The organism is Acinetobacter sp. 479375, assembly GCF_000581715.1.
In the GTDB taxonomy this organism is placed as follows: Bacteria; Pseudomonadota; Gammaproteobacteria; order Pseudomonadales; family Moraxellaceae; genus Acinetobacter; species Acinetobacter ursingii.
Genome location: NZ_JEZN01000011.1, coordinates 66,966 through 89,033 on the forward strand (window position 1 = coordinate 66,966; position 22,068 = coordinate 89,033).

The following is a 22,068-nucleotide window of genomic DNA, read 5'->3' on the forward strand; positions in this document are numbered from 1 at the left end:
GACGAAGACATGAAAAAAACACGGGCATGTCAATAAACTGTCACTACTTTTATGTAGGATTTTTCTGTATAATTTGCCCTCAAGTTTTAGGCTTATCGAATTTTCATGTCAGATATCAAAAATCTCCGCAATATTGCAATTATTGCACACGTCGACCATGGTAAAACCACGCTTGTCGATAAACTTCTACAACAATCAGGTGCTTTGGGTGATCGTGCAGGCGAGATTGAGCGTGTCATGGACTCGAATGCGCTTGAAAGCGAACGTGGTATTACTATTCTTGCAAAGAATACTTCGATCACTTGGTTAGATAAACGTACTGATATTACTTACCGTATCAATATCGTAGATACCCCGGGACACGCCGACTTTGGTGGTGAAGTAGAACGTGTATTGTCTATGGTGGACTGCGTATTACTATTGGTTGATGCTCAAGAAGGCCCAATGCCGCAAACTCGTTTCGTAACGCAAAAAGCGTTTGCGCGTGGTTTGAAGCCAATCGTGATCATTAACAAAGTCGACAAGCCAAGCGCACGTCCAGACTGGGTGATCGATCAAGTATTTGATTTATTTGATAACTTGGGTGCAACTGACGAACAGTTAGATTTCCCAATCGTTTATGCTTCAGGTTTACGTGGTGTTGCAGGTCCAGCGCCAGAAGAATTGGCTGAAGACATGACTCCGTTGTTTGAAACGATTGTTGATATCGTTGAGCCACCAGCAGTTGATGCTGATGGTCCTTTCCAGATGCAAATTTCATCGCTTGACTATAACAGCTTCGTTGGCGTGATCGGTGTTGGTCGTATTCAACGTGGTTCAGTTAAAACCAATACTCCTGTGACTGTGATTGATAAAGAAGGTAAGACACGTAATGGTCGTATCTTAAAAATCATGGGTTACCACGGTTTAGAGCGTATTGATGTTGAAGAAGCATCTGCAGGCGATATCGTATGTATTACAGGTATTGATGCACTTAACATTTCTGACACGATTTGTGATCCGAAAAATGTTGAAGCATTACCGCCATTGTCTGTAGACGAACCAACAGTATCGATGACATTCCAAGTCAACAACTCACCGTTTGCAGGTAAAGAAGGTAAATTTGTCACTTCACGTAATATCCGTGAACGTCTTGATCGCGAATTGATCCATAACGTAGCACTTCGTGTAGAAGATACAGACAGTCCAGACCGTTTCAAAGTTTCTGGCCGTGGTGAACTTCACCTTTCTGTTTTGATTGAAAACATGCGTCGTGAAGGTTTCGAAATGGGCGTTTCACGTCCACAAGTGATCATCAAAGAAGTAGATGGTGAAAAACAAGAGCCATACGAAAACGTGACTTTTGATGTTGAAGAACAACATCAAGGTGCGGTGATGGAACAAATGGGTCACCGTAAAGGTGAAATGACCAATATGGAAGTCGACGGTAAAGGCCGTATCCGTATTGAAGCGACTGTTCCTTCACGTGGTTTGATTGGTTTCCGTTCAGAATTCTTAACCATGACTTCTGGTACAGGGATTATGACTTCAAGCTTCTCGCATTATGGTCCTGTTAAACAAGGTACTGTGGCGAAACGTCAAAACGGTGTATTGATCTCAATGGTTCAAGGCACTTGCTTGGGCTATGCATTATTCAGTTTGCAAGACCGTGGTCGTTTGTTTGCTAAACCACAGTTGGAAGTGTATGAAGGGATGATCGTTGGCATCAACTCACGTTCAGACGACATGGTGGTTAACCCAACTAAAGCAAAACAGCTCACCAACGTTCGTGCCTCTGGTACTGACGATGCGTTAACTTTAACTCCTGCAATTGAATACACGCTTGAACAAGCACTTGAATTCATTGAAGATGATGAGTTAGTTGAAGTAACACCTAAGTCAATTCGTATCCGTAAGCGTTATTTGACTGAAAATGAACGTAAACGTAACCGCGATAAATAATTTGATTTTGATCTAAGATCAGTAAGTAAACCGCTAAATTCGTTTAGCGGTTTTTTATTAGATGATCTTTATCGCTGTAGACCTTTAAGTTCATATTTTTATTCATATAAAATGTTGTTAAAGTGTGAAATAGCTTTCTTTTTTTGAGAAAAATATTAAATTAGCAAACATGAGCCGATCATCCATTAACACTATTGTTAAGCCGTGATTAGAACAAAAACAAGGGAATAGCGGTTCCCGAGTGGAGAAAATTGAGATGAGTATTATTCAAGAATTTAAAGAATTTGCTGTTAAAGGCAATATGATTGATTTGGCTGTCGGTGTCATCATCGGTGGTGCTTTCGGTAAAATTGTAGATTCATTGGTCAAAGACATTATTATGCCGTTGATTACTGTGATTACAGGTGGTGGTGTTGATTTTTCGCAAAAGTATATTGTACTTGGTGCCAATCCGAATAATTTACAATCATTGGATGCTCTGCAAAAAGCAGGCGTAAACGTATTGACTTATGGTAACTTCCTGACCATTTTAATTAACTTCCTGATTTTGGCATGGGTCGTGTTTCTAATGGTGAAATTGATTAATCGTATGCGTCGTAAGGATGAAGCGGAAGCACCAGCACCAGAAACTCCTGAAGAAATTCAATTGCTTCGTGAAATTCGCGATGAACTAAAGCAACATCCACAATCATAATATTGTAGGCTTTCTCAAAACGGCATTTTTAAATGCCGTTTTTTTATGCATTTTGATTGATATTTCTCATCTGAATTTGACACTTAAGCGACTTGAGGTTTTTGTCAGAGTCCTTAAAATATGGCGACTGAAAATACCTGCCAATCATAGGATTTACTCAAACATGAACCGACTTTTTGCTTATGGAACTTTATGTCCAGATCGTGAAAACGCACATATTCTGGGAAATATTGGCGGAGAATGGCAAAAGGCTTCAGTGAATGGCGTGGTGCATACTTTAGACTGGGGACCCGATCAGGGTTTGCCTGCCTTGGTATTGGATGAAAATGCACCTAAAGTGTCTGGTTTAGTGTTTAGTACCGATAAACTGGCTGAACATTGGCCCATGCTTGATGAGTTTGAAGGTTTTCAATATCAGCGAGTTAAGGTGATGGTGGAATTTGAAACAGGTGAAATGATCGAAAGTTGGACTTATCAAATGAATCCTCATGCAAAGACAATGCAACTAGAAAGTGAAAGGACTTAAGTTTTTAAGACTTGCGTCCTTTTATTCACGACCGCAATTTATGCAAATTCAGTTCTAAATTTGACTTCAAGCAAATGAAAACCAAACTGGCTTTTGATTGGACCGTGTAAAATTCGTTCAGCCGCAGTAAATACGAGTTTATCAATAACGGGAACAAGTTGACCTTTTTTCACTTCGCCAAGTTCACCGCCACGTTTGGCAGAATTGCAGGTGGAATATTGTTTGGCGATTTTTGAAAAATCAGCGCCCGACAAAATTTTCTTTTTAAGTTGTTCCGCAAGATCTTTGTCTTTAACTAGAATATGACGAACAATGGCAGTTTGCATGGGCAAGCCTCCTGAATCTGTTGAGGACAAATATTAAACTTTGATACGTTTTAAAGGTTGGCATTGGGGACAAAATACACTGGCACGTTGTCCGAGTTTAAGATTTTCCAGTGGCGTTTCACACTGAACACACATTTCACCTGCACGACCATAAGCCAGTAAAGTTTGTTGAAAATAGCCATTTTCACCGACAGCATTGGTGAAATCCCGCAAGGTTGATCCCCCTAAATCAATCGCAGATTTCAAAATACGTTTGATTTCATCCACAAGTTGAACAATCTGCTTTTTACTTAAACTAGAGGCTGGCTGCGCAGGGTGAATGCCTAAGTTAAACAGACTTTCAGTGGCGTAAATATTACCTACGCCGACCACCACGTGATTATCCATCATTGCAATTTTTATGCCGACTTGTTTGTTTTTAAGCTTTTGATAAAGATAATCTGCATCAAACTCGTCACTAAGCGGTTCTGGGCCAAGTGGATTCAGTAGTTTGTTTTGAGATTCTTCATTGAGCCATAAAATACAGCCAAAACGACGCGGATCGTGATAACGTAACTGGCTACCATCCTCAAAACCAATCATCAAATGATCATGTTTGCGTAATTCATCCTGAGCTGTAGCCAGACGAAAACTGCCCGACATGCCTAAATGCCACAGCATTTGATCTTGTTCAAATTCAGCCAGAATATATTTAGAGCGTCTTTGTAAACCAATTAAACGCTGTCCATTCAGGCGAGAAATATCCTCTGGAATTGGCCAACGTAATCTGGACTCTCTGACTTCAACGATTTGGACGCGCTGTTGCAGTAAAGGCAATAAACTGGTTTTAGTGGTTTCAACTTCAGGTAATTCTGGCATTGACAGCTCGATAAAATCATGACGATGTTAATATGGGGGTAATCAGCACAATGACAAATTTAAGAAGGTACTTTATCTGTCAATATCGTGTCATTTCCCTTTCTTTACTTATGGTAGCGTGATGTCAGAAATTTTACCATTCACATGGTTTCAACGTGATACATCGACAGTGGCCGAGCAATTGATTGGCTGTCAGCTTTGTGTACGTCAGGACAATGGTGAAATTCTACGTTGTACCATCAGTGAAACAGAAGCGTATTTGGGAATTCGCGATAAAGCCAGTCATAACTACGGTGGACGACGTACTGCCCGAACCGAGGTGATGTATAGCGCTGGCGGGCATATTTATGTTTATCTGATTTATGGAATGTATCACATGCTGAATTTGATCACGCAGACAGAACATGAACCTGAAGGCGTGATGCTCAGAGCCGCTTTTTTTGAAGATTCAGTTTCTAAACCTGACTTTAAGCGCTTGTCAGGCCCTGGAAAATTGACCAGGCAATTAGGTATTACAGAGCGATTTAAAGGCAAAATGTTGGGTGTAGAAACTGGTTTGTGGATTGAAAATAAAAAAATTCAGCCAGAGATTGTACGGAAAAAAAGAATCGGGGTTGATTATGCTGAGGAAGCAAAAGACTGGCTAGAACGCTATTGCTGGAAAGATCATCCCAGTTTAAGCCGTTAAACCTACAAAGTACTCCAAGAAATAACCAAACTAATATATTGAAAATTGGAATGATTGGCTAAAATCGTTTTTTGTCGATATGTTAAAATTTACAAACTAAATGATATAACAAATATTTTTTGGGCTAATTGTTGATATTAAAGGATAACTGAATGCGCTTCATGCAATTCAATACATTATATTCTTCCATGTTTTTACTTTCTGGGTTCAGTATGAGTGGTGCTGCTTGGGCAGAAGTGCAAGAACCAGTTGCATTGCCGACCATTAAAGTAGAAGCAACTCGTACAGACACTACTTATTTGCAAACTCCTGCTTCGGTTTTTCGCATTGATGCACCCAAGCAGGATCAAAGCTCACAGGTTAATTTGACAGAAGTGGTCAAAGGCATTCCAAGTTTGCAACTGCATAATCGTGAGAATTATGCACAGGATTTACAACTTTCCATGCGTGGTTTTGGTGCGCGTTCGACTTTTGGTGTGCGCGGCATTCGTTTATATGGGGACGGTATTCCAGCCACCATGCCAGATGGTCAGGGACAAACGTCTAATATCGATTTGAGCAGTCTGGATCATATCGAGGTTTTAACAGGGCCTTTTTCGTCAATATATGGTAATTCATCGGGCGGTACTTTGTTGACCACCACTAAAGAAGGTCAAGGCAAAGATTCTGTTGAACTGAGTTATTCGGGGGGAAGTCATGATAAAAATCGTGCAGGAATTGTGTTGCAGGGCGGTGCAAAACAAGCCAATCAACCGAGCTATGTGATTAGTTCATCATACTTCGATACCGATGGTTATCGTGATCATAGCGCTGCCAATAAGGTTTTGAATAATGCCAAACTCACGTGGAATCTTGAAGATGGGTCTAAAATTAACTGGATTACCAATTATTTAAAAATTAATGCTGATGACCCGCAAGGACTGACACGTGACCAATGGAAAGCCAATCCAAAACAAGTCAATGATGCCAATAATAGCTACGATGTGCGTAAAGACATTGAACAGACGCAAACAGGATTGACTTGGTTAAAGCCATTAAATGATAAAAACGAATTGTATGCGATGGCTTACTTTGGTCATCGTGAGGTGACACAGTATCAATCTATTCCTAGATCTGCACAAAACAATCCACGTCATGCTGGTGGTGTGATTGATTTTGAGCGAAATTATTATGGTGCAGATCTACGCTGGACTGGCAAGGAACTTCTTCCCAATATCACTGTGAGTGCAGGGCTGGCCTTAGATGCGATGGATGAGGATCGTCAAGGTTATGAAAATTTTACCTTAATCAACAATCAGCCGAGTTATGGGGTTAAAGGTACTCTACGCCGTGATGAAGACAATACTTTGTGGAATATTGATCCTTATTTACAGGCGTCATGGCAGTTTTTACCGACATGGCGTATAGATACAGGCGTACGTTATAGCAATGTTCATTATAAATCAGATGATAATTACATCACTGCAAGCAATCCAGATGACAGTGGCAAGACTGATTATTCCAAAGTTTTACCTTCGGCCGCTTTAAGCTGGCAAATCATGCCTGAACTTTTGGCTTATGTGAGTTACGCCAAAGGGTTTGAAACACCAACCTTTACCGAAATGGCCTATAACACTGATGCAAGCATTTCAGGTTTTAACTTTGATCTAAAACCATCCAATAGTGATACCTACGAGGCAGGCTTAAAGTCACAAAATCTGCTAGGTGATTTTACTTTGGCTGTTTTTCAGACCAAAACCAAAGATGACATTGTTTCAGCGGGTAGTGTTGATGGACGTTCTACTTTTCGTAATGCAGATCAGACCTTACGTGAAGGTGTTGAATTCTCATGGAATAAACAGCTTTGGCGTGATCTGATTGCGACTGCAAGTTATGCTTATCTGGATGCAAAATTTGATAGTAATACCGCAGCAATCTATGACAAAAATGGCAAAGTTGTAGCGAAAGCGATTGATAAAGATGCTTACATTCCAGGGATTGCCAAAAATCAGGCCTATCTTGCATTGTCATGGAAACCGCAAACTGGTTTTTATGGTGGGGTCGATGCCCAATATAACGATAAAATCTATGTCGATGACCAAAATACAGACACAGCACCAAGCTATATAGTGCTAGCAGCGTATGCGGGTTATGCATGGCAGTTACAGGACTGGAAAGTCAATATTTTCAGCCGTGTCGATAATTTATTGGACAAAGACTATGTCGGATCTGTCATTGTAAATGAATCTACTCTGCCTAAAGGACGTTTCTTTGAACCTGCGGATGGACGTAACTGGAGTGCAGGATTACGAGTAAGTAAACAATTTTGATCAAAATCAATATGCATAGAGGTGACAAGTGGCAAAATTATTTGAAAGTATCGCGTTTGGTTCATTGCAACTTAGCAATAAAATTGTGATTGCACCGATGTGCCAATATTCTGCAACTGATGACGGTGAAATTACCTATTGGCATGAACAGCAATGGGCCAATTATGCGCTATCTGGTGCAGGCCTATGTATTATTGAAGCCTCTGCGGTTCAAGCCCAAGGACGCATCAGTTATGCCGATGTTGGTCTTTGGAATGATACTCAACGAGATAAAATCAAAGCGCTTTTGGATAATATTCAGCAACTTTCGCCAATGCCATTTGCGATACAGCTTGCTCATGCGGGTCGTAAAGCATCCACAGATAAACCATGGTTAGGTAAAGGACAAATCGCTCCAGATCATGTACATGGCTGGCAAACGGTGGCACCGAGTGAAATTGCGTTTGGTGCTCATGACATGCTCCCGCATTCATTAAGTATTGATGAGATCAAACAGATTCAGGCAGACTTTGCTGCTGCGGCAGTTCGTGCTGTGGACGCTGGTTTTCAACTCATCGAAGTTCATGCGGCACATGGTTATTTGTTACATCAGTTTTTATCGCCGTTGTCGAATCAGCGTACGGATGAATATGGCGGTTCATTTGAAAATCGTATTCGGATGACTTTAGAAGTGCTGCAAGCGATTAAAACTGCTGTGCCTCAAAACTTTCCAGTTGGTGTGCGTATTTCTGCAACAGACTGGATGCAGCCAACAGCAAGTTGGGATATCGAGTCGAGTATTGGATTATCGTTGGCTCTACAACAATTAGGCGCAGCTTATATCCACGTGTCTAGTGGCGGTTTGCATGAGCTTCAGGACATTAAAATTGGTGCGAATTATCAGGTACCTTTTGCCGAGCAGATTAAATCCAAAGTTTCAATTCCTGTAATTGCAGTGGGTTTGATCACAGAGCCAGAACAAGCTGAAGCGATTTTACAAAACGATCAGGCCGATGCGATTGCACTGGCAAGAGCTATTCAGTACGATCCACGCTGGCCGTGGCATGCAGCCGCTGCATTAGGTGCTGAAATTGAGATTTCACCACAATATTTGCGTTGCCAACCGCATGGCTTAAAGCAATTATTTAAACCATTTAACCATTAATTTTTTTAGCAAAAGGCGCACTTGGTTGCGTCTTTTTATTTTGATAAAAGGATGCCAATGTGGTTGTACAGGTCATCGTACCAATTTTTCTATTATTGTTGGCAGGTTACTTGAGTGTTTCAATTCGACTGATTACACCTGATCAGATCAAGGCATTGAGTGCTTTTATTATCAAAATAGCCTTACCCGCATTTTTACTGTATGCCTTATCTAATAAAAGTTTAAATGATATTTGGCATCCGTCTTATTTTATCGCCTATGGTGGCGGTTCTTTAATTATCTTTGCATTGGCGTTTTATTGTTATCGTTATTGCTTTTCATATAGTCTGACTCCAACGGCTGTTCTGGCAATGGGCGCTTCTATGTCCAATACGGGCTTTATTGGAACGGCGGTATTAAGTTTACTGATGGGATCACATGCTGCGATTTATATTTCATTGACATTGATTCTGGAAAATTTATTGATCTTGGCTTTGGTTCTGGCATTAGCAGAAGCAGGGCAGCAAGAACAACAAAAAGTATGGGCGCTATTGCAAAAAACCGCACAAAATTTGCTAAAAAATCCTGTGATTATTGCCATTATTTTGGGGATGAGTTGTATCTTGTTAGATATCCGCTTGCCTACTTTAGTCGATCAATCTTTAGCTTTGTTAGGGAAAACGGCATCGCCTTTAGCATTATTTGTGATTGGTGGAAGTTTGGTTGGAATGGGTATGAGTGCTTTGAATCTGCAAAGTGGCTTGTTAGTGGCTTTTAAAGTTATCCTGATGCCTTTAATGATCTATTGCTTACTGCGGATGTTGCCAGATGTGAGCCAAGAAATGTTATATGCGGGAACCATTTTAGCTGCATTACCAATGCCGATTGCCTTTGGAATTTTTGGGCAGGCTTATGGTTTAAATGAACGTGCTTTAACCCCTTTGATGTTAAGTACGATTTTAGGCTTTGTTGGGATTAGCAGCTTGATCATGTTGTGGTGGTAAATCATTTTGCCTCGATGATAGAGGCAAAATGATTTGTTGTTTCACTTAACTTTTTGCTTTGGTGGCAGGTGCTTTCGCTTTTTCCGCAATCAGCTTATCTACCGTAGCCAGTGATTCTTTGGCTTGAGGAACATTATCCTGAGCTAGAGCAGCAAAAATTTTGCGTGCTTCTGGCAAATTTTGCGGCACAATATTGCCGTTAGTCATCAAGTTTCCAACGGCCATCAGCGCAGGAATATAGCCTTTCTTGGCTAGACTTTCGATACTGGCTAAACCCACTTTAACTGCGGCCTCATTCTTGGTCTTAAAACCATTACTGATGTCATATATCGCTTTTAAGTGTATGGCACGATAATTATTTTTATTGATTAATGGCTGAAGCTTTTGTAGTGCCAGTTTATTCGAAGCATCTTTATTTTCAGCAAATAATAATACGGCAAGTTCTACGGTTGCTTCATCCAAACCTGCATTCGAGGCTTTTTCCAGATATTCACGCCCCTTTTTCTCATCCTTCGTGACACCTAACTCACCCGCCATATAAATTTGAGCAAGGCGATATGTCGCGACTGGATAACCTTTATTGGAGGCTTCCTGATAAGCAGCAAGCGCTTTTTTTGAATCCTGAGCAGTACCTTGTCCCAATTCACTCATAAATCCCTGATTGTAAATCGCTTGCGCATTGCCTGTTTTGGCTAAACGATCCATTTCCTGATAAGCCGCATTATAATTTTTGTCTTTATATAACTGTTCAGCTTTGGCAAAAGGGTTATTGGCTGTACTGGTTTGAGGGGCTGTTTCTGCTGCAAAGGTGGTTGAAGATAAAGCAATAAGACCGACGAGAAGAAGTTTTTTCATTTTAAAAATCCTGTTGTCATACTTACATCATTCCATTGATGCACAATATGGGTATTACATTGTGAATCATCATCATAAAAGTTTTGCGTGGAATGTAAATATAAAAATTGAGAATGAATGTGTCATTTTTTACAGTCGATTGCTTAATCATAGATTAAATTTGGGAAGATCAAAGATTTTAAACTTCCCTAAAATTTATTTGGTTTTATCTAAAAGCTGATTTAATTCATCGGCCTCCACCGCACCTGTAATTCTGTTGCCATTTTTGAGGAACATGGTGGGAGTTCCGCTAATTTTTAAGCGTTTACCGAGTTCCAGATTTTTCTGAATTGGTGTTTGGCAACTTGCAGATTTTGTCGGCTGTTTTTTATTTAAGAGATAATCTTCCCAAGCAGCATATTGGTCTTTGGCACACCAGATTTGCGTGGCCATATTTTCTGCATTCGGATGTAAACCTTTGAGTGGATATAAAAACAAATAAATCGTGACATTATCGACCGATGCCATTTGCTTTTCTAAACGTTGGCAATAAGGACAATCAGGGTCGCTAAAGAGGTATAGAACACGTTGACCATTGCCTTTGACATGTTTAATGGCTTGATCGAGAGGTAGTGTGGAAACATCAATTTTTTCAAGTTTTTGTAAACTATCTTCGGTTAAGTTCTTTTGGTTTTTATTGTCAATGAGATTGCCAATAAAAAAGTAATTGGCATCATCATCGGTATAGACAATTTGCCCGCCCATATAGACTTCATAAATGTCTTTTAAAGGCGTGGTTTGTACCGATTGCACTGGAATATCTGGAAAATTCTTCTTTAAATTTTGTTGCACAGTGGCAATATTGGCATGGCTGAGGGAGATACTAAATAAGCTTAGCGTCAATGCGCTGAATAAAAATTTCATGTTGCATTCCACAATAAAAAGCCATTTGATCATGCCAAAAAATGATGAAAAACAATAGTGAAGAAATGTGTTTAGTTATAAATAAGGCTGCATGGCTTGGCTTAACAATTCAACCAAGTCTGGATGCATAAAATGATATTCATCTGGGATTTCTAAGACGGTAATTTTTTTATTTCTCAGATTCTTATTGAATTGTTCAACCAATCTTTGTTTATGGTGATATTCCATCACAAAAATATGATCTGCCCATACGATATCTCGTGCTGAAACCACCCGTTTGGCTTGCTTACTCGTTCCAGCAGAACGCGTATTCATGTGTTTTGAAAATACACGTTCTGCTGTTGGGCTACGCCATTGATTTCTACTACAAATAAATAGAGCATTCATCGCAAGTTATTGCGGTCTTGCCACATCACCACTTAAATATTCGGGTAAATCCAAAATGGTTAAGCTCAATTCTTCAAGCGCAGCAGGTTTGGCTACGACCAAGGCTTTATAACCACCTTCAACCGCAATACTATTGACCACTTCAACGTCGTTACTTAATTTTGTTGCGGGTGCAGGCACTTCACCATTGCCAAGTACCAAATGTAACCAATGTTTTGGTTTAGCTTTAAACCACAATCGCGCGATAATTTCCTGACCTAGATAGCACCCTTTATCGTAATGAACGCCTTCACGTTGATGTAAGCGTAATTCCTGCGGCTGAAACTCATGCTCAGTGCTTTGAGCAATCCATGCCTGACCGGCTTCGATGGCATGTAATTGCCAAGCGGTAATATCTGATTCTGTACTTGAAAATTCACTGCTTTTCTCAACCAGTGATGGAAATACAGGACCCGTATCCTCTAGTTTCATTTTAGAAAAAGCGCCGTATTTACGAATATGTTTGGCAAATTCCTCGCTCTGATCCTGCGTGGTGACAATTTGAAAGCTTTCGGAAGACTGTTTGTTTAACCATAAGCCAAAATGGATGCGACCTTTTAAATCACAAATTGCAGTATAACGGGTCGTATTTTCAGATAAAGCTTCGACATTAATCGTAACTTGACCCTGCAAAAATTTTTGTGCATCAACACCATGTAGTGAAAATGAAGCGAAAGCTAAATTGCTCATAAGCGAATCTTCAACCCATCATTTATTCCCAAAAGTGGGGTCTATTTTGCGCCATTTCTTAAAAAAAATCAGCTTTATTACATTAAGCCTGAAGCATTTGATCAAGGCAAAGTTGATACCCTGCATAAGTTTGCTCAAACGATTATTCCACCTTAGATAAAACCTAATAAATGATTAATAGTATAAAGAGCCAGATGTAAAATTAAAAAATTTCGCTATTGAGGAGAAAGGAGATGTTAAAAATCTGAAAGTGGAAATATAAAGAGAATTTTTTCTAAGAAAACTAATTAATTTGCGATAAATTTTCAATTACGTTTAATAAAGCTAGAAATTCGGAAAACAATCTCTCCGGATTCTCTCTAGACTATTTAGCAAGGTTAGGAACAAAAGTTCCACAGGGGATCGAAAAGAGTAGCATGCACCGAAATGTATCACGTAAGTGTGTACTCACCCAAAAGGTCTCGATTCGGCTTAGGACGCTATAGACCAAAAGTTTATAGGCAAAGGTTATGACTTACAAAGTCATGAGTGTTGAAGTAAACCATCCGTGTTTTCCCTTTAACCCAAAAATTACATCTCCGTGATCTTAGATCAGTCAATACAGCACCAAACATCAAAACGATATAAAGAACACCATTATAATGGGTGCCAAGTTTTGCCTTCCTGATCTAAAGCAATCGTAAACGAAAAGCCTTCATCATCAGAAACCAATAAAGAGGTTGGTGTTGGCATCATGACTTTAAGCACGGTTCCTTTTTCGAAAACTTTAGGTGTAAAATTTTCTTTATGTAAAGTAATCGTTTCGATAAGTTCGATAGCTTTTAGATCCATAAAAATTTACTCCCGTTTGAAGTGCATATATTTTATATATTGTATATCAAACTTAGTCCATTTATGAGACATATCTGACAAACAAAACGCCTATCAAAAATTCTATTTAAAATTTATATCTATATTTTTTAAATAGATATGATGTTGTCGGGTTGATTTTAATAAACTTGGATCAGATATGTTTATTTTGCTCACTGGTGAAAATGACATAGTTAATACGTTCGCTTTCACGCAATGAATCTCTTGAAATTACCTATTTCTTTATATCTTTAAGTCAATTTAAATCATCTATTAAAGTAACTTTAAAAAAACAAAAACGGATATCGGCATTTAAGAAAGCTGAGCTTGGCTGAAGTATAAAAAATGAAAGCAACTATCAATGTATGGGACTTGTATCGTCCATACAAAAAGCGCTATATAGAGCTGTACATAAATAACAAAGAACAGACAGTTATTTAGGCGGAATTTAAGATTTACATCTTAATTTCTATCCCAACGATAGTGCGCAGAAAAAGGAATATCGCAACTTCATGTTCAAGTCATTTTTTCCAAAACCCAAGTGGTTTTTTTTATCACTCATCTTCTGGTTTATTATTAATATTGTGCTTTGGTATTCAGGCGGCAAAGAGTGGGGCGAATTTTTGGGTTTTCCAAAAGGATATGCCGATGCTGAACTTCCTGTCGGTGTAAGCCGTTTTTGGTCGCCTGCTTTTTTATGGTTTTATCTTTGGTTTTTTGTGGCGACAGCCATATTTGCTTTGTTTTGGAAGAAAGTTTCAGATAATCCGTGGCAACGATGGTCAGTTTGGGGTTCCGCTTTTATTTTATTCAATATCTGGTTTGGGGTACAGGTCAGTGTTGCGGTAAATGCTTGGTATGTGCCTTTTTGGGATTTGATTCAAAGCATGCTGACCAATGGCGGTGGAAACATAATGGATTTATATAAAGAAACGATGGTTTTTCTTTATATTGCCATGGTTGGAGTAACGCTTGCGGTGATTAATGCCTTTTTTACCAGCCATTATGTTTTTCGCTGGCGGACGGCAATGAATGATTATTATACGGCAAATTGGGACAAATTAAGGCATGTGGAAGGGGCATCACAGCGTGTGCAGGAAGATACCATGCGTTTTGCTACTATCATGGAAGATTTGGGGGTAGAGCTGATCAAAGCGATGATGACTTTAATCGCGTTTCTTCCACTACTTTTTCAACTTTCAAAATATGTTCCGGTTGTTCCGATCGTGGGTGAGCTCAATCATTCATTGGTTTGGGCTGCGATTGTATGGTCATTATTTGGAACTATCTTATTGATGGTGGTGGGGATTAAATTACCTGGCTTACAATTTAATAATCAAAAAGTTGAAGCAGCATATCGTAAAGAATTGGTCTATGGGGAAGATCATGCGGATCGTGCACAACCTGCGACTTTAAAAGAATTATTTAGTCGGGTACGCAAAAACTATTTTCGACTTTATTTTCATTATGCTTATTTTAATTTAACTGCTACATGGTATGGACAACTGGATATTCTTTACAATCTGGTGGTTTTATTTCCGTCGATTGCCGCAGGAAAACTGACTTTAGGTCTGATTAATCAAATAGGCGGAGTATTTGGTAAAGTCCGTGATTCATTTCAATATTTGATTAATTCTTGGAAAACCATCATTGAATTACTCTCCATTCATAAGCGTTTAAAAGCCTTTGAATCAATTTTGGATAAATAAAAACTTAAACCCGCAGAAGCGGGTTTTTTTATGTCTGTTCTGATTTATAGCAGCACAATACCCAAACCTGCACCAAGCAACATGACCCAAAGAGGATGGATTCTTTTAAATAAACCCAAAAGTGTAGTTAAGATAACAATCATGACCAGTATCGTATTTTGGGCAGATGCATGGGCAATCATCCATGCGCTGACAAGTACCAAACCTACGGTAATTGGCTTTAACGCTTGCTCAAAGCGGCTTCTAAAAGGATGATCTTTAAAACGTTGCCAAAATTTGAGTGCATAGACGGTAATTATCGATGATGGACCAAATTTAGCGATAGAAGTTACCAACAATCCAGCAGGCCCTGCGACATGCCAGCCAATCAGAGGAACAATCATCATATTTGGCCCCGGTGCAGCCTGTGCCATTGCAAACAATGAGCTAAACTGTTCAGCGCTCATCCAGTGATGAATATTTACCACCTGGTGCTGCATTTCGGGAAGAATGGCATTGCCACCTCCAAAGGCCAAAACCGACAGTTGAGTAAATACTAAGGCTAGAGTCATGAGTACCAAGATCATGATTTTTTTACTCCCAGAATCAAAAAGTTAATGGTGAGTAGAATAAGTAGGGTCAAAGCCAGTGGTAGCTTAAATAACAGCATAAAGATAAATGTCAGCGTAATCGTCAGAAGGGTGAGCTTGCTTTTTAATATAGGACGAAGCATTTTGAAGCCTGTGGCGAACAAAAGTCCTGCTGCCGCAGCGGCTAATCCTTGAATAAGATGTCTTACTACCGTTAAGTATTGAAAATGTTCATATACCTGATAGATCATTAAGACGATTACAGTTGGAGCAAAAATCAGTCCTAATACAGAACTGATGGCGCCTTTAATGCCTTGAAACTGCATGCCAATTGCCACTGACATATTAATGATATTGCCACCGGGTAATAACTGGCAAATGCCCAGTAAGTTGGTAAATTGGCTTTCATCTAGCCATTTTTGTTGTTCCACAATCATACGATGTGCCAGCGGTAACACGCCGCCAAAACCCATCAAACCCAACTTCATAAATCCGCTAAATAAAGCCTTGCAATCTGGAGTTATCGATTGTTCACTCGCTATTGGCATGGCTTGAATCTTCACTGCGTCACCTTTTATCGTCTAAGCTGATAGGCATAGCATGAGCCGATTATGATATATTTACCAATGCTATTTTTGGCATAAAACATACTCAAAAAGTATTGCTATGATTGATATACATAAACTGAATGCTTTTGTTGCTGTGGTTGAAGAAAGTAATATATCTAAAGCTGCGGTTAGGCTGCATATGCAGCAGCCTCCTTTGACCAGATTGATGCAAAGTTTGGAACAGGAACTCGATACCCAGCTCTTAAAACGGTTGCCACGTGGGGTGGAGGCGACAGAAGCAGGTAAAGTGCTTTATCAAGAGGCGATTACCATTTTAGCTCATGCACAGTCGATCCCCAGACGCGTTCAAAATATTGCTCAGGGTAAAGAAGGACAACTGAATGTGGGGTTTACTCATTCTGTTGGATTGCATCCCTTTTTGCCGACGGTATTAAGAGCATTTCGTGATCAATTCCCTCAAGTCTCTATTTATCTGGAAGAAGAAAGTAGCAGTGCCTTAATTGATGCGGTCATTAATGAAAAACTGGATATCGTATTTTTACGTAAACCTGCGCCAATGCAGCGAAAATTGCATAGTCAACATGTGTTGAACGAGCCCTTAATGGTGGCTTTACCCAATAATCATTGTTTAGCTCAAACTGATGGCGTGATTCAGCTATCTGACTTGGAACCTTACGAGTTTGTTCTTTATCGGCGTTTAGGCGGGCAGGATTTATTTGATAATATTATGGCAAGTTGTTATCAAGCTGGATTTAGTCCTCACGTGGTACAGGAAGCGCCTCGTTTGACTTCTAGTTTAAACTTGATTGCGGCAGGGATTGGTTTATCAATTGTGCCTGCATCGATTCAAGATTTCTGGAATAAGCAGATTATTTATAAAGTACTGGAAGCCAAAAAACCATGTATTGCGCCGATCTATGCCATCTACCGTGCAGACCAGATGAATATTCGGGTTCAGCATATTTTATCCTTACTTCAAGCTTCGTATGGTAAGTAATAAGGTTTAAGTTAAAGGATGAAATTAGCCAGTAATATGATAGAGCTTATGACAGGGCTTAAGTAACTCATCTGTTATGTAGGATTCAAAAATCGATCATTACAAGTCGCATTAAAGCGAAAAACTTATACGATCAAATATTTCTATAAAAACCTCATAGATATGAGTGATACATATTTCATTGTTTATGAGATGAAGCGGAAAAAGGTTGGCATTTTAGTCGTATTTTTGAATACATTATCAAATTTGGTTTCACTTATATTTTAATAAAAATCAAATCATTAGATTTATTTTATTATATTTTTTGCTATATTTTAGCGATAAAAAAAGGACTGAGAAAAAGTAACGTGAAATCTAAATTATGGCTATGGATTGGGTTGAATGTATTGTTGTTGCATGGATGTGCATCTACACCTAAAAATCATGCTGATTCAATGCAGCTTTTTGCATCTCCTCAGGATTTGATCGACCAAAAACAATTGAATGGTGCAACAGGCATTTCACGTGAATATATCTATGACTGGGGACAACAACAACCCAATATTGAACCAGAATCACTCTATCCACGGAAATATTTAAGTCAATATTGTCATGCCAATGGTGGGAAATTTTCTGTATTGCGTCATAGCAATTTGATTTTAATTAAAGATCATTCAACTAAAAAAATATTGGCATCTCATCCAAATGTGAAGCAGGGAATAGGAGCCTATCAATGTGATTATGGGACTGAAAAAAGCTGGATTGTTTCGATTGAACCGACTGCACAACGTAAAAATCTAGATCAAAATGCAACCAGTGTCGTGAGTTTACAAACTCGAATAATGACGCTTGAAGAAACTAAAACTTTTTATAGTAAAGCCAATCCTGTTTCTGCTATCTCACCTAAAAAAGGAGTAAGTAATCCGTCTTCGACCAAAAATATGAAACATCAGGTCGACAAAGAGATTGAAGCAAAAAAAGAAGCTGATCTTAAAAAAGAATCAGATGTAAAAAAAGAGACGAAGCCTGTCCCCATCGTTCCGATCAAGACGCCAGAAAAAGTGACGGAAACACCTCAATCACAACAATTAAAATACTATGTCGCCGCACGTAAAGATTTGAGCAAGGGACAAAACCAGATTGTTGCCTGCAATAATGCTGAAAAAGCCTATAGCTATGGCAAGTTGTATAATACCAATGGAAGCAATGTATATGCTGAATCTGGCGTATTGGTTGCAAAATGCCTAACCCATGTATCAGCTTATAAGAGCCGTTTTAGCAATCCTAAAGCTCGGGCAGTGGGGATTTTACAAAATCTAGCGACTAATCAAAATCATGCAGGTGCCCAAAATATGCTGAAACAGATTCAATAGTTTTCAGAGAATTAATATATTTCGTTTGAGCTTGTTGTATTTGCCATATGTCAAACTCAAACGAAAAGCCATATTAAATAATACTCATCGCCGTTCTACAGCGTAATTTGAGCTCCAAGTACTTTGACAAACTGAGAAAGCCATGCAGGATGTGCAGGCCAAGCAGGGGCGGTGACGAAATGTCCATCGGTGATGGCTTCTGTGACTGCAATATCTGCATACTGACCACCCGCCAATTTTACTTCGGCTGCACATGCAGGATAAGCCGAACATAAACGACCACGAATTACATCTGCTGCGGCCAATAACTGAGCCCCATGACAAACTGCGGCGATTGGTTTTTGTGCGCTGTCAAATTCACGGACAATGGCGACCACACGTTCATTCATGCGTAAATATTCTGGCGCGCGTCCACCGGGGATCACAAGCCCAACATAATCTTGTGTATTAACGGCATTAAAATCATAATTAATGGCAAAATTATGTCCACGTTTCTCACTATAGGTTTGATCACCCTCAAAATCATGAATTGCGGTTGCAATATGATCACCCGCCTTCTTTTCAGGACAAACTGCATGTACGATATATCCTAAGCCGGTCAGAAATTGAAAAGGGACCATCGTTTCATAATCTTCAGCATAATCGCCGACGAGCATTAAAATTTGTTTGGACATGCGTTAATCCTCTTTTGTTGTGTTTATTGCCAAGAAAAAAGCATAAAAATTGATCTCAAGCGTGTATCAACCATAGCATAACCGCCTTGATGCTTTAAGTTATTCCTCTTGTCTCTTTAGTCGAATGTTATTAAGTTATTTTGCATTGCTAAAGTTGCTAAATAAAGTCATGAACATAAGATGATCGAACTTTACTTAAATTATGAGTCAAGAAAATGTGAACCAAAAGAGTGTATAAAATATGAATCATAATAATAAAACTTCCAGACAATGTATTTGGGCAATATTGCTAATGGCTATCACGATTACAGCCTCAGCAGCTCCATTCAATATTCTTGAGTTTAAGAAAAATCAGTTAAATACAATTGAACAAACGCAAATTTGTACACAACTAAAACTACTTTGTGATCAGACGGAACAATTACGCAGTCTTAAAGCACCCGATCACAAGTTGTGGTTGCTTAAAAATGATCGTATTGCCGTCTTTCAAATATCTCCATCAGGTTTGAAGCTTGGTGGTCAATGGCAACTTCCGCTTGCTGTAGAAGATACAAATGCTGACAATCAAGCCTTTATTTTCCCTAAACTTTTTCCAATGACACCAACGCGTTATGCCGTTGCGGTGATTGCACCCTTTTCAGAGATGTATTCAGGTGGAGGTGCGAGCATTGAGCGCGCTAGTTTTTATGAATTGTTTGAGCAGGGAAAAACACAACGCTTTATAACAGATTATCCCTTTAGTTTTAATCGTATGGTTCGAGCCTGTTTTTCAGAGCAGGACTATGAACAGGCGAAAGATCGATGTCATGATGAAGATGGTTTAAGTCTGGATATTCGCCCACTTAAACCGATGCTGTGGCAGTTCCGCTATCATTACCATCTAGATGTATCTCCTGTGTCTGATTCGGGTGAAAAATCTTATAAAGGCAGTCGTAGTCTAAATATTGATTTAAAACAGGCTCCGCAACAGCCAAATATTCCAGAAAATTGGAATTATGCAGGGCAAGAATAAGCACTTATTTACAGCCAAGTTACAGATGCAAGGAATCTAACTATGATAGAAATAGGGAATTGTTGATTGGAGTTAGATGAATGTCTCGCCTATATGCTGTGATTCGCCGTAAATATTCTATTCTTGGAACTTCACTTGTTCTGTTAAGTAGTTTGGGTGGAACTCAAATCGCGAGTGCTGGCCCCGCTGTCGATCAATTGAGTGATTGTCTGGTCAAATCGACGACTGCTACAGATAAGACTACCGTATTGCAATGGACCTATGCAGCATTATCGGTACATCCAGATTTAAAAGCGTTTAGTAATATTACACCTACACAAAAAGATCAACTTGATCAGAAACTTGCTCAAGTTTTACAGCGAATCATTGTTGAACAATGTTCGGCACAGACCAAAGCGGTGATTCAGACTGAAGGATTACAAGCGGTTGGACAGAGTTTTCAGCAGTTAGGGCGTGATGCAGGGGAAAGCATTATTAAAGACCCTGCGGTGAATCAGCAGTTACAAGGAACGCTTCGTTATATTGATTTAAATAAGATTGCGATGACGTTTTTGACGCCAGATGTATTGGGTAAGTTGGGTGTGTTAAGAGGGCAGTAAATAACTTTTTTGAAAACTCCCTAAGGTGGATTGTTAAATATTATTCTAATAGTAGATCAGATGTAAAAATTAAGTGAAAAATGCTATTTTTTAATTTTAACTATGAATTTAGAGGGGAGTATGGATAATTTTTTAGATTTTTTGAATGAACGATTTGGCTTGGCTGATCTCGTTGAGGAAGGGATAAAGTTTGAAAGTGAAGATGGTAAACTATATTTACTCTATAATGGTCAAATGATTCCAGTTCATTTAAGTGAAGAGGATGATGTTTTTTTAACTGTAAATAATAAATTAAAAAAGGATAAAACTGCTATTTATAATGGCTATTTTTCCTCTGAAAAGAATAGGTTGATGGAGTTTAAAGTTTTAAAATTAAAGTCAGCTAAACATAGAGACAGTCCTTTCATTACAAAACATAAATACGCTCTAAATGGTGATGGTTTTAAAATTGAAATTAGTAAAATGAGTGTTGAAATGGTAATTTCTTTTTTTAATAGTCAAGAGTATGTTGGTTATGTTAAAAATAGAATTATTCAACGCGTTGAGCGCTATTTAGAAAGAGTAAAAGATTATGAGAGTCGTGGTAAAAAAACCACTTATATAACTGCTCTAAATTTTAGTGACCTTTTTATTAAAAGGTTGCCAACAGCAAAGGTTTTTACAGAGGATAAGTGGCCAAACCTTACGAAACAACTTGAAATAAATTTAAGAAACCTAGAAAAAGCGTTTTATATTTTAGAAAACAATGAGGAAGATTGTTTTAATTATTATCTAAAATCCTGGGATTTTAGTAATCCTGTTAGGTTTTTAAAAGATGAAGATATCGAAATTAGTTTTAAGATTCCATCTGTTAGTTACGACGAAATTTTATTAAAATTTTATAAAAATGCTATGGTTGCAGAAACAGTTAATCATTCTTTTTTAAGCTTTTATCATGTGTTGGAATACTATTTTTTAAAATGCACAGAGAAGAATCTACATCAACAGTTAAAATTTTTCATTGATGATCCTAAGTTTAATTCCCAACAAAATAATTTAGAGCAATTGATTAGTACAATAAAAAGAGGCTTTGTTGCACAAATAGACGAAAGGTAGAGTTGTTCTAATCTTCAGATATTTATGCAACAGCCACCGTTTTAGCTGTACCAAGTTGAGTAAATTTATTCAAAATATCGACTCTTATTTGCAAGTCAACCACCTGACGATTAAAGCATCGACTAGATACACCTTGTCCAAGTCGTTTCAAGGCAAACATTTTAGCCTCTATTCGGGATCGTCGATGATAACCAATATCTCGTTTCCACTGCTTTTGACCCTTGTCCCAACAGCCTTGTACTGCATGATTTCTTGCTTTACCAATTTCATTTTCTGCCCATAAAGCAGCATTGGAACGAG

Annotated in this window: 23 protein-coding genes and 1 pseudogene; 13 read left to right on the forward strand and 11 right to left on the reverse strand. The window is 38.7% G+C overall.

The window, feature by feature from the left end; genetic code table 11:
• The first annotated feature begins 105 nt into the window (after positions 1 to 105).
• From typA to J500_RS10640, 3 genes are all read left to right on the forward strand, one after another.
• Positions 106 to 1,941: a translational GTPase TypA gene (gene typA, locus J500_RS10630; protein ID WP_004992487.1), complete on the forward strand. Its 1,836-nt coding sequence runs from the start codon at positions 106 to 108 to the stop codon at positions 1,939 to 1,941.
• Positions 1,942 to 2,197: 256 nt separating this feature from the next.
• Positions 2,198 to 2,635 (forward strand): large conductance mechanosensitive channel protein MscL, encoded by a 438-nt coding sequence (gene mscL, locus J500_RS10635; RefSeq protein ID WP_004992495.1) that lies wholly within the window; start codon positions 2,198 to 2,200, stop codon positions 2,633 to 2,635.
• A gap of 163 nt (positions 2,636 to 2,798) precedes the next feature.
• A complete protein-coding gene (locus tag J500_RS10640) occupies positions 2,799 to 3,161 on the forward strand; it encodes a gamma-glutamylcyclotransferase family protein (protein WP_004992498.1) in 363 nt (120 codons plus the stop codon).
• Positions 3,162 to 3,199: 38 nt separating this feature from the next.
• On the opposite strand, the gene J500_RS17620 is transcribed toward J500_RS10640, so the two are convergent.
• Together J500_RS17620 and mutM are read right to left on the reverse strand one after the other, a co-directional pair.
• Positions 3,200 to 3,487 carry a peptidylprolyl isomerase gene (locus tag J500_RS17620; protein WP_004992500.1) on the reverse strand — a complete coding sequence of 96 codons (288 nt, stop codon included), beginning with the start codon at positions 3,485 to 3,487 and terminating at the stop codon, positions 3,200 to 3,202.
• 33 nt (positions 3,488 to 3,520) lie between these two features.
• Positions 3,521 to 4,345, reverse strand: a complete 825-nt coding sequence (mutM, locus tag J500_RS10650; RefSeq protein ID WP_004994928.1) for a bifunctional DNA-formamidopyrimidine glycosylase/DNA-(apurinic or apyrimidinic site) lyase — start codon at positions 4,343 to 4,345, stop codon at positions 3,521 to 3,523.
• Positions 4,346 to 4,466: 121 nt separating this feature from the next.
• Between mutM and J500_RS10655 the strand changes: the two genes are divergently transcribed.
• From J500_RS10655 to J500_RS10670, 4 genes are all read left to right on the forward strand, one after another.
• Entirely contained in the window at positions 4,467 to 5,033 is a 567-nt protein-coding gene (locus J500_RS10655) for a DNA-3-methyladenine glycosylase (RefSeq protein ID WP_004994925.1), read from the forward strand.
• A gap of 152 nt (positions 5,034 to 5,185) precedes the next feature.
• Positions 5,186 to 7,342: a TonB-dependent receptor family protein gene (locus J500_RS10660; RefSeq protein ID WP_004994923.1), complete on the forward strand. Its 2,157-nt coding sequence runs from the start codon at positions 5,186 to 5,188 to the stop codon at positions 7,340 to 7,342.
• Between the two features lie 28 nt (positions 7,343 to 7,370).
• Entirely contained in the window at positions 7,371 to 8,486 is a 1,116-nt protein-coding gene (locus tag J500_RS10665) for an NADH:flavin oxidoreductase/NADH oxidase (protein ID WP_004994922.1), read from the forward strand.
• 59 nt (positions 8,487 to 8,545) lie between these two features.
• A complete protein-coding gene (locus J500_RS10670; protein ID WP_004992509.1) occupies positions 8,546 to 9,469 on the forward strand; it encodes an AEC family transporter in 924 nt (307 codons plus the stop codon).
• Between the two features lie 45 nt (positions 9,470 to 9,514).
• Here the strand turns inward: J500_RS10670 and J500_RS10675 are convergent, their stop codons facing one another.
• The 5 genes from J500_RS10675 to J500_RS10695 form a co-directional block, all read right to left on the reverse strand.
• On the reverse strand, positions 9,515 to 10,324 hold the full coding sequence (locus J500_RS10675) for a tetratricopeptide repeat protein (RefSeq protein WP_004992511.1): 810 nt from the start codon (positions 10,322 to 10,324) through the stop codon (positions 9,515 to 9,517).
• Positions 10,325 to 10,519: 195 nt separating this feature from the next.
• On the reverse strand, positions 10,520 to 11,227 hold the full coding sequence (locus tag J500_RS10680) for a DsbC family protein (protein ID WP_004992516.1): 708 nt from the start codon (positions 11,225 to 11,227) through the stop codon (positions 10,520 to 10,522).
• A gap of 75 nt (positions 11,228 to 11,302) precedes the next feature.
• Positions 11,303 to 11,614, reverse strand: a complete 312-nt coding sequence (locus J500_RS10685; protein ID WP_004992517.1) for a low molecular weight protein tyrosine phosphatase family protein — start codon at positions 11,612 to 11,614, stop codon at positions 11,303 to 11,305.
• Positions 11,615 to 11,620: 6 nt separating this feature from the next.
• Complete coding sequence (locus J500_RS10690; protein ID WP_004992521.1) at positions 11,621 to 12,343, reverse strand: YgfZ/GcvT domain-containing protein; 723 nt, start codon at positions 12,341 to 12,343, stop codon at positions 11,621 to 11,623.
• 636 nt (positions 12,344 to 12,979) lie between these two features.
• A complete protein-coding gene (locus J500_RS10695) occupies positions 12,980 to 13,174 on the reverse strand; it encodes a hypothetical protein (protein ID WP_004992522.1) in 195 nt (64 codons plus the stop codon).
• Between the two features lie 530 nt (positions 13,175 to 13,704).
• Here J500_RS10695 and sbmA point away from each other — a divergent pair.
• The gene (sbmA, locus tag J500_RS10700; protein ID WP_004992524.1) at positions 13,705 to 14,901 is read left to right on the forward strand and encodes a peptide antibiotic transporter SbmA; all 1,197 of its coding nucleotides are present in this window, start codon (positions 13,705 to 13,707) and stop codon (positions 14,899 to 14,901) included.
• Between the two features lie 44 nt (positions 14,902 to 14,945).
• On the opposite strand, the gene J500_RS10705 is transcribed toward sbmA, so the two are convergent.
• Together J500_RS10705 and J500_RS10710 are read right to left on the reverse strand one after the other, a co-directional pair.
• On the reverse strand, positions 14,946 to 15,461 hold the full coding sequence (locus J500_RS10705; protein WP_171063795.1) for a chromate transporter: 516 nt from the start codon (positions 15,459 to 15,461) through the stop codon (positions 14,946 to 14,948).
• Positions 15,462 to 15,463: 2 nt separating this feature from the next.
• On the reverse strand, positions 15,464 to 16,033 hold the full coding sequence (locus tag J500_RS10710) for a chromate transporter (protein WP_034699555.1): 570 nt from the start codon (positions 16,031 to 16,033) through the stop codon (positions 15,464 to 15,466).
• 103 nt (positions 16,034 to 16,136) lie between these two features.
• On the opposite strand from J500_RS10710, the gene J500_RS10715 reads away from it, so the two are divergent.
• Positions 16,137 to 17,036, forward strand: coding sequence for a LysR family transcriptional regulator (locus J500_RS10715; RefSeq protein WP_004994919.1), 900 nt, complete (start codon positions 16,137 to 16,139; stop codon positions 17,034 to 17,036).
• A 347-nt stretch (positions 17,037 to 17,383) separates the two neighbouring features.
• The gene (locus J500_RS10720) at positions 17,384 to 18,388 is read left to right on the forward strand and encodes a hypothetical protein (protein WP_004994918.1); all 1,005 of its coding nucleotides are present in this window, start codon (positions 17,384 to 17,386) and stop codon (positions 18,386 to 18,388) included.
• Between the two features lie 95 nt (positions 18,389 to 18,483).
• Here J500_RS10720 and J500_RS10725 read toward each other — a convergent pair whose 3' ends face one another.
• Positions 18,484 to 19,062 carry a DJ-1/PfpI family protein gene (locus tag J500_RS10725; RefSeq protein WP_004994917.1) on the reverse strand — a complete coding sequence of 193 codons (579 nt, stop codon included), beginning with the start codon at positions 19,060 to 19,062 and terminating at the stop codon, positions 18,484 to 18,486.
• Positions 19,063 to 19,354: 292 nt separating this feature from the next.
• Between J500_RS10725 and J500_RS10730 the strand changes: the two genes are divergently transcribed.
• From J500_RS10730 to J500_RS10740, 3 genes are all read left to right on the forward strand, one after another.
• Entirely contained in the window at positions 19,355 to 20,074 is a 720-nt protein-coding gene (locus tag J500_RS10730) for a hypothetical protein (RefSeq protein WP_227613794.1), read from the forward strand.
• Positions 20,075 to 20,154: 80 nt separating this feature from the next.
• Positions 20,155 to 20,673, forward strand: coding sequence for a hypothetical protein (locus J500_RS10735; RefSeq protein WP_004994915.1), 519 nt, complete (start codon positions 20,155 to 20,157; stop codon positions 20,671 to 20,673).
• Positions 20,674 to 20,793: 120 nt separating this feature from the next.
• Positions 20,794 to 21,768: a hypothetical protein gene (locus J500_RS10740; protein WP_228130678.1), complete on the forward strand. Its 975-nt coding sequence runs from the start codon at positions 20,794 to 20,796 to the stop codon at positions 21,766 to 21,768.
• A 22-nt stretch (positions 21,769 to 21,790) separates the two neighbouring features.
• Here J500_RS10740 and J500_RS10745 read toward each other — a convergent pair.
• Positions 21,791 to 22,068, reverse strand: a pseudogene (locus J500_RS10745) (IS5/IS1182 family transposase); the annotation flags it as partial.